The 14,370-nt window shown below is 67.2% G+C and carries 15 protein-coding genes; 4 read left to right on the forward strand and 11 right to left on the reverse strand.

The annotated features are described in order from the left end of the window. Positions 1-126 precede the first annotated feature (126 nt). The 5 genes from BLS74_RS07635 to BLS74_RS07655 form a co-directional block, all read right to left on the reverse strand. Positions 127-1,278, reverse strand: coding sequence for an ABC transporter substrate-binding protein (locus BLS74_RS07635; RefSeq protein WP_093104232.1), 1,152 nt, complete (start codon positions 1,276-1,278; stop codon positions 127-129). A gap of 123 nt (positions 1,279-1,401) precedes the next feature. Next, positions 1,402-3,375 (reverse strand): penicillin-binding protein 2, encoded by a 1,974-nt coding sequence (gene mrdA, locus BLS74_RS07640; protein ID WP_093104233.1) that lies wholly within the window; start codon positions 3,373-3,375, stop codon positions 1,402-1,404. Between the two features lie 56 nt (positions 3,376-3,431). After that, entirely contained in the window at positions 3,432-3,953 is a 522-nt protein-coding gene (gene mreD, locus BLS74_RS07645; protein WP_093104235.1) for a rod shape-determining protein MreD, read from the reverse strand. Further along, on the reverse strand, positions 3,950-4,912 hold the full coding sequence (gene mreC / locus BLS74_RS07650) for a rod shape-determining protein MreC (protein ID WP_093104236.1): 963 nt from the start codon (positions 4,910-4,912) through the stop codon (positions 3,950-3,952). Before mreC ends, mreD begins: the two co-directional genes overlap by 4 nt. A gap of 74 nt (positions 4,913-4,986) precedes the next feature. Beyond that, entirely contained in the window at positions 4,987-6,030 is a 1,044-nt protein-coding gene (locus tag BLS74_RS07655) for a rod shape-determining protein (RefSeq protein WP_028249609.1), read from the reverse strand. Positions 6,031-6,234: 204 nt separating this feature from the next. On the opposite strand from BLS74_RS07655, the gene gatC reads away from it, so the two are divergent. Genes gatC through gatB form a run of 3 tightly spaced genes read left to right on the forward strand, consistent with a single transcriptional unit; the run spans position 6,235 to position 9,501 of the window. Then, positions 6,235-6,534, forward strand: a complete 300-nt coding sequence (gene gatC / locus BLS74_RS07660) for an Asp-tRNA(Asn)/Glu-tRNA(Gln) amidotransferase subunit GatC (RefSeq protein ID WP_093104238.1) — start codon at positions 6,235-6,237, stop codon at positions 6,532-6,534. Next, on the forward strand, positions 6,531-8,021 hold the full coding sequence (gene gatA / locus BLS74_RS07665; RefSeq protein WP_093104239.1) for an Asp-tRNA(Asn)/Glu-tRNA(Gln) amidotransferase subunit GatA: 1,491 nt from the start codon (positions 6,531-6,533) through the stop codon (positions 8,019-8,021). Before gatC ends, gatA begins: the two co-directional genes overlap by 4 nt. A 1-nt stretch (position 8,022) precedes the next feature. Beyond that, positions 8,023-9,501 carry an Asp-tRNA(Asn)/Glu-tRNA(Gln) amidotransferase subunit GatB gene (gene gatB / locus BLS74_RS07670; protein ID WP_093104241.1) on the forward strand — a complete coding sequence of 493 codons (1,479 nt, stop codon included), beginning with the start codon at positions 8,023-8,025 and terminating at the stop codon, positions 9,499-9,501. Positions 9,502-9,548: 47 nt separating this feature from the next. Here the strand turns inward: gatB and BLS74_RS07675 are convergent, their stop codons facing one another. From BLS74_RS07675 to pyrE, 4 genes are all read right to left on the reverse strand, one after another. Further along, entirely contained in the window at positions 9,549-9,749 is a 201-nt protein-coding gene (locus BLS74_RS07675; protein ID WP_093104243.1) for a hypothetical protein, read from the reverse strand. Between the two features lie 83 nt (positions 9,750-9,832). Then, a complete protein-coding gene (locus BLS74_RS07680) occupies positions 9,833-10,345 on the reverse strand; it encodes a shikimate kinase (RefSeq protein WP_093104244.1) in 513 nt (170 codons plus the stop codon). Between the two features lie 62 nt (positions 10,346-10,407). After that, on the reverse strand, positions 10,408-11,031 hold the full coding sequence (locus BLS74_RS07685) for a DUF4124 domain-containing protein (protein ID WP_244503810.1): 624 nt from the start codon (positions 11,029-11,031) through the stop codon (positions 10,408-10,410). Positions 11,032-11,093: 62 nt separating this feature from the next. Beyond that, a complete protein-coding gene (gene pyrE, locus BLS74_RS07690) occupies positions 11,094-11,786 on the reverse strand; it encodes an orotate phosphoribosyltransferase (protein ID WP_093104248.1) in 693 nt (230 codons plus the stop codon). 13 nt (positions 11,787-11,799) lie between these two features. Here pyrE and BLS74_RS07695 point away from each other — a divergent pair, with 13 nt between their 5' ends. Then, complete coding sequence (locus BLS74_RS07695) at positions 11,800-12,603, forward strand: exodeoxyribonuclease III (protein ID WP_093104249.1); 804 nt, start codon at positions 11,800-11,802, stop codon at positions 12,601-12,603. Between the two features lie 89 nt (positions 12,604-12,692). Here BLS74_RS07695 and BLS74_RS07700 read toward each other — a convergent pair whose 3' ends face one another. Both BLS74_RS07700 and BLS74_RS07705 read right to left on the reverse strand, forming a co-directional pair. Beyond that, positions 12,693-13,427, reverse strand: coding sequence for a GntR family transcriptional regulator (locus BLS74_RS07700; protein ID WP_093104251.1), 735 nt, complete (start codon positions 13,425-13,427; stop codon positions 12,693-12,695). 9 nt (positions 13,428-13,436) lie between these two features. Beyond that, positions 13,437-14,102 carry a cysteine hydrolase family protein gene (locus BLS74_RS07705; protein ID WP_093104252.1) on the reverse strand — a complete coding sequence of 222 codons (666 nt, stop codon included), beginning with the start codon at positions 14,100-14,102 and terminating at the stop codon, positions 13,437-13,439. Positions 14,103-14,370 lie beyond the last annotated feature (268 nt).

The following is a 14,370-nucleotide window of genomic DNA, read 5'->3' on the forward strand; positions in this document are numbered from 1 at the left end:
CGCAGCGCGGGGGACCGAGGAGACATTTCGAAGAATCAAAACATGCTTGCTACACAAGGCATCCGTACGAGATGCCGTTTTTTTGAACAAGGCGCCGCTGGTCGGCGCCTTTTCTTTGGGCGCTCGTTACTGGACCAACTTGCCGCCGGCGCCGAACATCGCGAAATCCACGTAGCGCGATGCGGTCTGGCCTCTTGCACTGAAGTCGAGCGTATAGCCGCCGACGTCGATCGCCTTCGCTGAGGCCAGCGCGGCGCCCACACCGGCCGCGTTGAGGATGCTGGCGCTCTCCATCACCTTGACCAGCGCCTTGGCGGCGATGAAGCCTTCCATCGAGCGCGCCGAAATATCCGGATCCTTCGATGCCTGGCGCAGCTGCAGGTACTCGCGCACCACGGCTCGGTCGCCCTGCTGCGGCAGAACGACCGAGAAGGCGTAGCCGCGCGCACGCTGCGGCCCGAGCGCCTTGAGCAGCGCGTCGGTGTCGATGATCGACATGCCGTAGAGCATGCTGCCGGCGCCGCCGGCGGCCGCATACTGCTTGACGAACTCGATCCCTGCGGCCGTGGTCGCGCCTAGAAAGACGACCTGCACCTTGGCCTTGGCGATCTCTGCCACGGCCTTCTCCACGGCCACCGTGTTGCGCGGGTAGCCGGCGCGCACCACGAGCTGGATGCCGTGGGCCTTGGCAGCCGCCTCGGCGCCGGCCAGCACATCCTGACCCAAGCCGTCGTCCTGGTAGAGCAGACCCACGCGTTGCACGCCGACGGTGGCCAGCTGGCTGAACAGCCGCGCGACCTCGTCGTGGTAGCTGGCCTTGACCACATAAATGCCCGGCGCCTGCGCCACGCTGCTCGCGCCCGAGACGGCGCCGATCATCGCGACCCCCTTTTGCGCCAGCACGCCGTCCTTGGCGATGGCCTCGAGATTGGTCGTGCCCACCGTTCCCATCAAGGCCACCGGCGATTCGGCCGCGATGATCTCCCGGGTCAGGCGCACGCTTTCCTCCGCTTTTTGTGCGTCGTCGCGCGTCACGAGCTTGATCGGCCGGCCACGCACCCCGCCCTTGGCGTTGACGGCGTCGAAATACAGCTTGGCGCCGGCATGGATGGCTCGGCCGGTGACCGCCTGCGGACCGGTGAACGGCGCAACCTGGCCGACGACGATAGGCTCACCAGGGGCAGCAGCACTCCAGTGAGCGCTCGCCAACAAAAGTACGGCCGTGCAGGCATTGCGCCAACGCGCGAAACGGCGCCCGCCCTGATTCCCGATGCTCATGAGACCTTTCCGGCGTAGCCGCCGATACCGTTTAGTAACGATTATTTACAAAGGCCTAGAGCGTACAGGAGGGGCGAATCACCCCCGAAAACCCAGGGTTAACCCTCAAATCGATCGGAGCCGTCAGGGGGCCGTTGCCGCGGCCGGACCAGAGACGATGGGCCAGGCCATCTCGCTCGCCACGCGCGGCTTGCCCATCGGTGGGCCGGCCTTGCCGGCCTGCACCGCGACCAGGTCCTGCTCGTTGGGATACTGGTCGGCCAGCCAGTAGTCGAACACGCGGCGCACGATCGGGGCCGCTGCCGCCGCACCAAAGCCGGCGTTCTCGACGATGATCGCGACCGCGATCCTGGGCGCCTCCGCCGGCGCGTAGGCCGCGAACAGCGAGTGGTCACGCTGGTGCTCCTCGAGCGCCTTGGCGTTGTACTTCACGTTCTGGCCCATGCTCACGGCCTGCGCCGTGCCGGTCTTGCCGGCCGAGCTGTAGGGCGCCCCGGCGAACACGCGCGTACCGGTGCCGCCCTTGTTCACCGCGACCAGCGCGTTGCGCACGATCTCCACGTTCTTCGGCGCGTAGCCCAGGTCCACGCCCGGCGGCTGCGGCATCGGGACGGTCTCGCCGCTCACCGTGTTCTTGATGCCGAGCACCAGGTGCGGCTGGTGCTTGATGCCGCCGTTGGCCAGCGTGGCTTCGGCCGCCGCGAGCTGCAGCATCGTGAAGTTGTTGTAGCCCTGGCCGATGCCGAGCGAGACGGTTTCGCCGGGGTACCACTTCTTCATCTCGGGACGCTTGTAGGCGTCGCGCTTCCAGGTCGTGCTGGGCAAGAGGCCGCGCACTTCGCCCTGGACGTCGATGCCGGTGATCTGGCCGAAGCCCAGCGGCTTCATGAAGTCGTGGATGGCGTCCACTCCCATGTCGACCGCGAGCGAATAGAAGTAGGTGTTGCTCGAGAACTGGATGGCGCGGTGCATGTCCATCCCGCCCAGGCCGCCCTCGTGGCTCTTGAACGTGTGGCCGCCGAAGGTGTAGAAGCCCGGGTCGTTGATCACCACGCTCGGCGCGCGCTTGCCGAGCTGCAGCGCGGCCATCGCCATGAAGGGCTTGTAGGTCGAGCCCGGCGGGTAGGTGCCGCGCAGCGCGCGGTTCAGAAGCGGCTTGTCCAGCGACTCGTTGAGCGCCTGCCAGCTTTCGTTGTCGATGCCCTCGACGAACAGGTTCGGATCGAAGGTGGGCTTGCTCACGAAGGCCAGCACCTCGCCGCTGTTGGGATCGATCGCCACCAGCGCGCCGCGGCGCTCGCCGAACATGTCTTCCACCAGCTTCTGCAGCTTGATGTCCAGCGAGAGCTTCACCGTGTTGCCGGGCGTCGCCGGGTGGCTCGAGAGCCGGCGCACCGCGCGGCCGCCGGCCGAGGTTTCCATCTGCTCGACGCCGGTGTGGCCGTGCAGCGTCTTCTCGTAGCTCTGCTCGATGCCCAGCTTGCCGATGTAGTCGGTGCCCTTGTAGTTGGCCTGGTCTTCCTCGCTCCAGTCCTCCATCGCGGTCTTCTCGCGCTGGTTGATGCGGCCGATGTAGCCCAGCACATGGGAGGCGAGTTCGCCGTTGGGGTAGTTGCGGAACAGCCGGGCCTTGATCTCGACACCCGGGAAGCGGTAGCGCTGCGCCGCGAAGCGCGCGACCTCCTCGTCGCTCAGGCGGGTGCGGATCGGGATCGAATCGAAGCTGCGCGAGTCCTCGCGCAGGCGCTTGAAGCGCCGGCGGTCGCGCTGCGAGACTTCCACCACCTCGCCGAGGCTGTCCATGGTGTCTTCCAGGCTGCCGACCTTCGAGGGCGTGATCTCGAGGGTGTAGGCCGAGTAGTTGGAGGCCAGCACGATGCCGTTGCGGTCGAGGATCAGGCCGCGGTTCGGCACCACCGGCACGACGGCCGTGCGGTTGCTCTCGGCCTGCTCCGCGAGATCGTCGTGGCGCACCACCTGCAGGAAGAACAGGCGCGTGCACAGGAGGCTGAAGGCGGTGAGCACCACGAGGCCGATCACGATCACCCGGCGCTTGAAGCGCGCGAGGTCGGCGGCGACGTTGCGGAGTTCGGTCATGGCGCGCGCGAGCCTACGCTCGCCGGAGCTGCAGGACAAGCCGGATCAGCATGTCTTCACAGGGGGCGGTTGGCATCGGGCTCGGGGGTGCGGCGCTGCGGCGCAAGGAGCGCCAGGCTCACCAGCGGCCACAGGGCGGTCTCGATGGCCGGCGAGATCAGGATCGTCCAGCCCGGGAAGATGCCGCCGCCGATCATCCGGATCGCGACTTCGATCAGGTGCGAGAGCGCGAACAGCGGCAGCACCTGCAAGGCCTGCGAGACCACCGGGTACCAGAGCAGGCGCCGGTGGATCATGATCGCGAAGAAACCGAGCGTGGTGTAGGACAGCGCATGCTGGCCCAGCATGGCCGTCTGATGCACGTCCATCAGGAGACCGAACATGAAGGCCGCGCCGATGCCGATGCGCGCGGGCTGGTGCACGCTCCAGAACACGATCACCAGCGCCAGCAGGTCGGGCGTCCAGGCGGCGCGACCGATCGGAATCATGTTGACGAGCAGGGCCGCAATGAGGCTCGCCCACATGAAGAGGGGACTGACGGGCAGCAGGAGCTGCTGCTGGCCGGGACGCATGATCATCGGGTTCGGCCCTCCTTCTTGTCAGGCTTGGCGGCGGACTTGTCGCCCTTCTTCTTGCCCGCCGCGGCATCCGCCGGTGCGGCCGGCACCGGCTTCGGCGCCTGCACGCCCGTGGGCGCCAGCACCAGCACGTAGCGCGCGGCCGTCACATGGGCCAGCGGCACGCAGTGGATGCGCGCGAAAGCGGTGTCGGCGCGGCGCTCGATGCGGTCGATCTTGGCGACCGGCAGGCCCGGCGGGTAGACGCCGTCGACGCCGCTGGTGGTGAGCAGGTCGCCTTCCTGCAAGTCGGCATTGGCCGCCATGAAGCGCAGCTCGAGCCCGCCGCCGTGGGCGCTGGCATCGCCGAAGGCCACGCTGCGCGCGCCGGTGCGCACGTTCTGCACGGGAATCGACAGGTCGCGGTCGATCACCAGCGTGATCTCGCTGCTGAAAGGCTGGACCTGCGTGACCTGCCCGACCACGCCGTGCTCGTCGATCACCGGCGAGCCGGCCGCGATGCCGTTGGTGAGCCCCTGGTCGATGACCAGCTTGCGGGTGTAGGGATCGGCGGCGTCGTAGAGCACCTCGGCCGCGCGGCCCGGCGTCTGCGTGGCCTGGCGCAGTTCGAGCAGAGAGCGCAGCCGCGCGTTCTCCTGCGCCAGGGTGTCGGCCTGGCTCGCGCGTTCGGACTGCAGCGCGAGCGCCTTGCGGGCCTCCGCCTCCTTGCTTTGCGCAGTCTGCAGGTCTTCCAGGTAGCGGCCGCCGCCCATCGCGAGCTGCACCGGCTTGAGCGCCAGCCACTGGATGGGATAGAGCACCGCGCCGATGCCCGCGCGCAGCGGCTGCACGATGTTGAAGCGCGCGTCGGCCACCATCAGGAACAGCGCGAGCGCGCTGAAGAAGATCAGCTTGCTGAGCGCCGAAGGCCCCTGGTTGAACAGGGGTGGCGCGGTGCGATCCAGCGTGCCCAGGGGCATGGTGTGAGCTGCGCGTTAGATGGAAAAAAGCCGGCCGATGCTGACACGGGCCGGCCAAATGTGCAAAGTGTGCATCACTCGCTGGTGAAGATGCTTCCCAACCTGTCCATGCGCTCCAGGGCGATGCCGCAGCCGCGCACCACGCAGGTCAGAGGGTCTTCGGCCACCAGCACCGGCAGGCCGGTTTCCTCGGCCAGCAGGCGGTCGAGGTCGCGCAGCAGCGCGCCGCCGCCGGTCAGCATCATGCCGCGCTCGGCGATGTCGGCGCCCAGCTCGGGCGGGGTCTGCTCCAGCGCGTTCTTGACCGCCGAAACGATGTTGTTGAGCGGATCGGTCAGCGCCTCCAGCACTTCGTTGCTGCTGATGGTGAAGCTGCGCGGCACGCCTTCGCTGAGGTTGCGGCCCTTGACTTCCATTTCCTTGACTTCGGAACCGGGGAAGGCCGAGCCGATGCTCTTCTTGATGACTTCGGCCGTCGGCTCGCCGATCAGCATGCCGTAGTTGCGGCGGATGTAGTTGATGATGGCCTCGTCGAAGCGGTCGCCGCCGACGCGCACGCTGCCCTTGTAGACCATGCCGCCGAGCGAGATCACGCCGACCTCGGTGGTGCCGCCGCCGATGTCGACCACCATCGAGCCGCTGGCTTCGGACACCGGCAGACCGGCGCCGATCGCGGCGGCCATGGGTTCCTCGATCAGGTAGACCGAGGTGGCGCCGGCGGCTTCGGCGGCGTCCTTGATGGCGCGGCGCTCGACCTGGGTCGAGCCGCAGGGCACGCAGATGATGATGCGCGGGCTGGGCGTGAGCAGCGAGCGCGGGTGCACCATCTTGATGAACTGCTTGATCATCTGCTCGGTGATCACGAAATCGGCGATCACGCCGTCCTTCATCGGGCGGATGGCCTCGATGTTGCCGGGCACCTTGCCGAGCATGGCCTTGGCTTCGCGGCCCACGGCCTGGATCACCTTCTTGCCGTGCGGGCCGCCTTCGTGACGGATGGCCACGACCGAGGGCTCATCGAGCACGATGCCCTTGTTGCGCGCAAAGATCAGGGTGTTCGCGGTGCCGAGGTCGATCGCGAGGTCGGTAGAAAAGTACCGACGAAAAGCTCCAAACATTGTGGAATCCTCTGGAGCACGGCATGCGCGTCGGCATGTCGTCGCCCTCTTGCTGGGTCGTTTTTTGACGGGGTGGTTGGATCGTTTTTGCAGCAAATGCCGTCGCGTTCGCGGGGGTTGCGGCAAAGGCGGGATAATACCCGAATCCCCTCTGTATCCCAGCGCTGGCGCACCCTTCCGACGTGTGGCGGCCTTCTTTTTTCGATGTCACTCACTTCCTCCGATATTGCGCGCATCGCATCGCTCGCCAGGCTGGAGCTTGCCCCCGACGAGAGCGAGCGCATGCTGGGCCAGATCAACGGCTTCTTCGAACTGGTGGAGCGGATGCGCGCGGTCGACACCGCCGGCCTGGAGCCGCTGGCCCACCCCGTGGCCGCCTTCGAGGATGTGACGCTCCGGCTGGCCGAGGACGTGGCGAGCGAACCGAACCGGCGCGAGGCCAACCAGCGCAGCGCGCCGGCGGTCGAGAACGGCCTGTTCCTGGTGCCGAAGGTGATCGAATGAGCGCCGCCGACCTGCACCAGATGGGGGTGGCCGAATTGGCCGCGGCCCTGCGCGAGCGCAAGGTGTCGGCGGTCGAGGCCGCCGAACACCACTTGGCGCGCATCAAGCAGCACCAGGATCTTGGCAGCTTCGTCGCCCTCGACGAGGACGTGACGCTGGCCCAGGCCCGCGCCGCCGACGCCCTGCTCGCCGCCGGCAAGGCCCCGGCCCTGGCCGGCGTGCCGATCGCGCACAAGGACATCTTCGTCACCGCCGATTTCCCGACCACCGCGGGCTCGCGCATCCTGGCCGGCTACCGCTCGCCCTTCGATGCCACCGTGGTGCGCAAGCTGGCCGAAGCCGGCGCCGTCACGCTCGGCAAGCTGAGCTGCGACGAATTCGCGATGGGTTCGGCCAACGAGAACGTCGCGGTGCCGGCCGTCGGCTTCGACCGCGCGGTGCCTGTGCGCAACCCGTGGGACACGACGCGCATTCCCGGCGGCTCCTCGGGCGGCAGCGCTGCAGCGGTGGCCGCGCGCCTGGCGCCGGCCGCGACCGGCACCGACACCGGCGGCTCAATCCGCCAGCCGGCCTCCTTCTGCGGCGTGACCGGCATCAAGCCGACCTACGGCCGCGCCTCGCGCTACGGCATGGTCGCCTTCGCCTCCAGCCTCGACCAGGCCGGGCCGCTGGCGCGCTCGGCCGAAGACTGCGCGCTGCTGCTGTCGGCCCTGTGCGGACCCGACCCCGAGCGCGATTCGACCTCACTGGACAAGCCAGCCGAGGATTTTTCGCGCACCCTCACCGATTCGCTCGACGGCCTGCGCATCGGCGTGCCGAAGGAGTTCCTGGGCGAAGGCGTCGCCCCCGGCGTGCGCGCGGCCATCGACGCCGCGCTGGCGGAATACGAAAAGCTCGGCGCCCGCCGCGTCGAGGTCACGCTGCCGCGCACCGAGCTGTCGATCCCGGTCTACTACATCATTGCGGCGGCCGAAGCGTCGAGCAACCTGAGCCGCTTCGACGGCGTCAAGTTCGGCCATCGGGCCAAGAACTACCGCGATCTGGCCGACATGTACGCCAAGACGCGCGAGGAAGGCTTCGGCGACGAGGTCAAGCGCCGCATCATGATCGGCACCTACGTGCTCTCGCACGGCTACTACGACGCCTACTACCTGCAGGCGCAGAAGGTGCGCCGCATGATCGCCGACGATTTCCAGCAGGCTTTCGCGCAGTGCGATGTGATCGCCGGCCCGGCCGCGCCCACGGTCGCCTGGAAGCTGGGCGAACACGGCGGCGACCCGGTGGCCGACTACCTGGCCGACATCTTCACGCTGCCGGGCTCGCTCGCCGGCCTGCCCGGCATGAGCCTGCCGGTGGGCTTCGACGGCGGCATGCCGGTCGGCCTGCAATTGATCGGCAACTATTTCGGCGAGGCGAAGCTGCTGAACGCGGCGCACCGTTTCCAGCAGGCGACCGACTGGCACCGCCGCACGCCGGAGGGCTTTTGACATGAACTCCTTCGAACAGATGCAGGAAGGCCGCCCGACCGGCCCGCTGGTGCAAGGCTACGAAGTCATCATTGGCTTCGAGACCCATGCCCAGCTCTCGACCGCGAGCAAGATCTTCAGCCGCGCCTCCACCGCCTTCGGCGCCGAGCCCAACACCCAGGCCTCGGCGGTGGACCTCGCGCTGCCCGGCACGCTGCCGGTGATGAACAAGGGCGCGGTCGAGCGCGCCATCAAGCTCGGGCTCGCGCTCGGCTCGCACATCGCACCGCGCAGCGTGTTCGCGCGCAAGAACTACTTCTATCCCGACCTGCCCAAGGGCTACCAGATCAGCCAGTACGAGATTCCGGTCGTGCAGGGCGGATCGGTGTCGTTTTTTCTCGGCGACGAGAAGAAAACCGTGCGCCTGGTGCGCGCCCATCTCGAAGAGGACGCCGGCAAGTCGCTGCACGAGGACTTCGTCGGCCAGTCGGGCATCGACCTGAACCGCGCCGGTACACCTCTGCTGGAGATCGTGACCGAGCCCGACATGCGCTCCACCGCCGAGGCCGTGGCCTATGCGCGCGAGCTGCACAAGATCGTGACCTGGATCGGCATCTGCGACGGCAACATGCAGGAAGGCAGCTTCCGCTGCGATGCCAATGTCTCGGTGCGCCGGCCCGGCCAGCCGCTGGGCACGCGGCGCGAGATCAAGAACCTGAACAGCTTCAAGTTCATGCAGCAGGCGATCGACTACGAGATCCGCTGGCAGATCGGCGAGATCGATGACGGCCGCGCGATCCAGCAGGCCACGGTGCTGTTCGATCCCGACACCGGCGAGACACGCGCCATGCGCACCAAGGAAGACGCGGCCGATTACCGCTACTTCCCCGACCCGGACCTGCCGCCGCTGGCGATCGCGGCCGAATGGATCGAGCGCGTGCGCGCCGACATGCCGGAGCTGCCGCGCGCGATGGCCGAGCGCTACGTGCGCGAGCACGGCCTGTCGGACTACGACGCCACGCAGCTCACCCAGAGCCCCGCGCTGGCCCGCTACTTCCAGAGCGCGGTGGCCGCCGGCGCCAACGCCAAGCTGGCGAGCAACTGGATCACCGGCGAGATCGCGCGCCGCCTCAACCTGCAGGACATCGCGATCGGCGAAGCACCGGTGACGGCCGCGCAACTCGCGAAGCTGATCGAGCGCATCAGCGACGGCACGGTGTCGAACAACGCCGCGCGCCAGGTCTTCGATGCGCTCTGGACCGGCGAAGGCGATGACGCAGACCGGATCATCGAGGCCAAGGGCCTGAAGCAGATGAGCGACACCGGCGAACTCGAGAAGATCATCGACGGCGTGCTGGCCACCAACCAGAAGAACATCGACGAATACCGCGCCGGCAAGGACAAGGCTTTCAACGCGCTGGTCGGCCAGGTCATGAAGGCCAGCCAGGGCAAGGCCAATCCGGCGCAGGTCAATGCGCTGTTGAAGGCGAAGCTGGGCTGAACCAGGAAGCCGTTGCCGGGCGGGCTCGACGGTCGCCTGCGGCCCCGCTACTCATCGAGGAAGCCTGCTCGGTAGAAGCTCCATGCAGTACCGTCGTGCAGGTAGAAGTGGCCGTCCGTGCAGAAGTCTTTGCCCGGGAAGAACTCCCGGTATGCGCGCGGGACCAGGCGCTCCAGTTGCTCGTCGGACAGTTCTTCGAATTGTTCTGGCGTGATGGGCTGGCCTACTTTGAGTCTGGTGGGTTCCATGATTGTGAATTGCGCTCGAAGTGACTTGAGTGATGGGTGGCGTGCGACACGATCGGCCTGCGCGCCCGCACGAACCGTTCGATTTACGACGCAGTATGGTCCGGCTCCGCATCACTGCGAAAACGCGTGCATTGCAATGCCATGAATCTTGGAAACCGCGCGCGGATGCGCGACTCTTCATTCGCCCTGCTGCCGGACAAATACGGCCTCGACAGCTGTTTCTTCACGATGATGTCGACACACGTCTCCAAGTCGAACGCTGGTAGCGGAAGCGCGGTCAGCGCGTCGGATTCGATGGAACTGCGAAGCGCCGGGTATCGCGTATCGACATCCGCTGGATACGTCATGAAACCAGATGAAAGCGCACACACAGCGGGTGCTGCGAGGGCGCTCTTCGTCTGGAGGTAGGTAGATACGTTCCGCCTGGCATAGCCCGCGTAGCCGTGTGCCTCGATGCAGGCAGTGATGTCGCCTTCACATGCCATGAAGCGCTGGTCGAGGTCGACAAAGTGCCAGCCCAGCCGCCCTGCCAGGGAGATCCCAACGGACGTCTTCCCGGCGCCCCCGGGGCCAACGAGGTGAACAACAGGTATCACTGCTTGTGCGCGGTGACGAAGGTCAATGCGCAGTCATCGTGCCCGTTCGGTTGCGCACCGGCTCAGCGCGCCGTGGTCGCAGGCGCATTGCCCGCCCACAGCGGCTTGAGGCGCCCGCGCTCCTCGTCGAAGCGCGCGTTGACGCGCCTCTTCTCGTCTTCCTGGTCGCCGATGAAGCGGTTCTGTACCGCGACGCTCTTGCCGTTGTCGTCGAGCTTGCGGCGCAGGGAATCCGGCGCCTTGCTGACATCCTTCTTGTAGAACTCCAGCTCGTCGTCGATCTTCTTGCGCTCCTCGGCCAGCTCGCCCAGGCGCTTCTTGGCGGCGTTGATCACTGCATCGATCTGGACCAGCGCCTCGGCGCGTTCGCGGTCGTGCGCGGTGGCATTGGGATAGCGGATCAGGAGCGCGCGTTCGCGGCGGCGCTCTTCGATCAGACGCGCCGCCTGCAGCTGCGCCTGGCGCTCGCGGTCCTCGCGCTCGGCCAGCTCGCGTGCCGTGTAGGTGGGCTCGATCTTGCGCCGCACGGAGCCGCTCGGGCTCAGTTCGCGTTGTTCGCGATCGCTGCAGTCGGCGATCGGGCGGTCGGAGGTGAGGGTGCGCCCCCGGGCGTCGACGCAGCTGTAGATGCCGGAGCTCGCGGCCGGCGCCGGTTGCGCAGGGACCACACCGGCCCCCGCCAGCAAGAGGGCCAGAGAAGCGATGCGAGTGAGGATGCGCGCCAACGTCGGTCCTTCAAACAGTGGAATCAACCCGCGCCGTAGCGCGCCCTGTATGCCAGCACTCCCTCCCGGTGGGCGCGCAGCTCGTCGTCCGCGCGGCCCGAGAGGTAATGTAACAAGTCGTCAAGCGTCGCGATCGCCACCACCTGCAGCCCGAGCTGGTTGCGGACATATTGCACGGCGCTGTGCGCCACATCGATGCCGTTCTCGGTCGCCTTCTCCTGCCGGTCCAGCGCGATGGCCACCGCGTGCGGGGTGGCGCCGGCGCTCTGGATGGCGGCGATGGACTCGCGCACCGCAGTGCCGGCCGACATCACGTCGTCGACGATCAGCACGCGGCCCTTGAGCGGCGCGCCGACCAGCGTGCCGCCCTCGCCGTGGTCCTTGGCTTCCTTGCGGTTGTAGGCAAAGGGCACGTTGCGGCCGCGCCGGGCGAGTTCGGCGGCCACCGTGGCGCCGAGCGGGATGCCCTTGTAGGCCGGGCCGAAGATCATGTCGAAGTCCAGGCCGCTCGCGATCAGCCGGTCTGCATAGAATCCAGCGAGCCGCGCGAGCTTGGCGCCGTCGTCGAACAGGCCCGCGTTGAAGAAGTAGGGGCTCATGCGGCCGGCCTTGGTCTTGAACTGGCCGAAGCGCAGCACCCCCGATTCGAGCGCGAACTGCACGAAGGCCTGCGCCAGCGCACCGCCCTCTCCCACCTCTGTCACCTCTTCAGCCATCGGGAACGTCCTTGTGTTCAAACTGACCAGCCTCAACCTCAATGGCCTGCGCTCGGCCGCGACCAAAGGCGTCGCCGACTGGGTTGCCGAACTGGCGCCGGATTGTATTTGCATGCAGGAAATCCGCGTCCAGGCCAGCGATATCGAAGGCCGGTTCGAGGCCATGGCCGGTCTCAAGGGCCACTTCCATTTTGCGGAGAGGAAGGGCTACGCCGGCACTGCGGTTTACACCAAGCACGAGCCCAGCGAGGTCGTGGTGGGCTGGGGCGACAAGGAGTTCGATGCCGAAGGCCGCTACCTCGAACTGCGCTTCGATACGCCCAAGCGCAAGTTCTCGGTCATCAGCTGCTACTTTCCGAGCGGCTCCTCGGGGGAGGAGCGGCAGGCGGCGAAGTACCGTTTTCTCAAGGGCTTCTTCCCGCACCTGATCGCGCTCAAGGCCGAGCGCGAGTTCGTCCTCTGCGGCGACATCAACATCGCGCACAAGGAGATCGACCTCAAGAACTGGCGCGGCAACCAGAAGAACAGCGGCTTCCTGCCCGAGGAGCGCGCCTGGATGACGAAGCTGCTCGACGCCGGCGCGGAGGGCGCCGGCCTGGTCGACGTCTACCGGATGCTCAAGCCCGACACCACCGACGAGGCCTACACCTGGTGGAGCAACCGCGGCCAGGCCTATGCCAAGAACGTGGGCTGGCGGTTGGACTACCACCTGGCGACGCCGAAGACCGCCCAGCTCGCGCGCAGCGAGCAGATTTTCAAGACCATCAAGTTCAGCGACCACGCGCCGATCACCGTGGACTACGAGTTCACTCTGTAAAGGCTCTCCCCCAGGCCACCCCCCTCGCCGGGGGCGATACCAGCAGCCCGGCGAAGCCGGTTCCGCGGTATCCCTGGAATGAGGCATGCCTATCGGCGTCCGGCGTTCTTTGCCATATAGACCTGGTGCAGCGTAATCTTGCGCGCCTCGGCCTGGCTGGTCTCGATGTGGGCGCGCAGCAGCATCGCGGCCTGGTCGCCGCGGTTGGCGCGGATCGCCTTGAGAATCTTGCCGTGTTCCTCGTAAGTGGCGTCGATGCGCGGCTGCTTGGTGAAGTCGAGCCGGCGAATGATGCGGATGCGGTCGGTCACGTCGCGATGCACGCGCGCCATCTCCGCATTGCCCGCGGCCGCGACCAGCGCACAGTGAAAGGCCTCGTCCCATTGCGCGACCTGCACGCCGTCCGCGCTGCGCTGCGCCACCGGCACCAGCCAGATGTCGGCCAGCGCATCGAGCAGGCTGCGATCCACGCGCCGGTCGGTTTCGCAGAGCCGGTGCGCCGCGGTGGTCTCCAGCACCATGCGCAGGTCGTAGAGCTGTTCGAACTGGTCGAAGTCGAAGGGCAGCACGCGCCAGCCGCTCCTGAACAGCACCTCGACGAAGCCCTCCTGCTGCAGCCTGAAGAGCGCCTGGCGCACCGGCGTGCGCGAGACGCCGAGGCGCTCGCTGATCTCGTTCTCGGTGAAGCGGTCGCCCGGCACCAGGCTGAACTCGGCCACGTCGCGCTTGAGCTGCGCGTAGACCTCGTCGGCGCGGGTGCGGAACGCGGCCGTGCCCTCGGCTGCAGGCTGGGAAGGAAGGGAGCGGGATCGAACGGTGGACACGCAGGGATGTTAGTGGTTGCCGAGCGCACCGAGCAACGCGGTGCTCGGCGCGGTCCAGCCGACGATCGCACCCTGGGCGCGGATCATCTCGATGGCCGCCGTCTTGAAGGCGGGGAAGTAGCTCTCGGTGCAGTCTTCCAGCAGCAGGCAGTCGTAGCCGCGGTCGTTGGCCTCGCGCATGCTGGTCTGCACGCAGACTTCGGTGGTGACGCCCATGAAGATCAGTTTGCGGATGCTGCGCTGCTGCAGCATGGACTGCAGGCCGGTGGCATAGAAGGCGCCCTTGCCGGGCTTGTCGATCACGATCTCGCCATCGACGGGTGCGAGCGCATCGATGATCTGGTTACCGGGTTCGCCGGCGACCAGGATGCGGCCCATGGGGCCCGTGTCGCCGATGCGGAGCACCGGGTTGCCGCGGTTGCGCTTGGCCGGCGGGCAGTCGGCGAGGTCGCGGCGGTGGGCTTCGCGCGTGTGAATGACGAGGCCGCCCTTTTTTCGCCATGCATGGAGGACCGACTGTGTCGCAGGGACGATGGCCTGGAGCAGCGAGACATCGTTGCCCAGGGTCTCGCCGAAGCCGCCGGGTTCGACGAAGTCGCGTTGCATGTCGATGATGACGAGGGCTGTCCTGTCCAGCTCGAACTCATAGGCGAAGGGGTTGGCGTGTATCTGCATGGACTTGGCTTTACTCCCTCCCCCTCCGGGGGAGGGTTGGGGTGGGGGCGCTGGGCCCTTGTTTGAGCGTTGCGCTTGGTTGGGCACCAGAGCCTGAGGCATTCGCTTCGCTCGGCCGCCTGAAGCGAGCACCGCAGGTTGCCCCGGAGCGAAGCGCAGGGGACACGCACAGTGGGGTCGCCTTTTCTTTGCTTACTTTCTTTTGGCGAAGCAAAAGAAAGTAAGTCGCCCGCCGGGGCGAGACCCGGCTCCAGGCCCCAGCAAGGAA

Source organism: Variovorax sp. CF079 (assembly GCF_900101545.1).
Taxonomy (GTDB): domain Bacteria; phylum Pseudomonadota; class Gammaproteobacteria; order Burkholderiales; family Burkholderiaceae_C; genus Variovorax.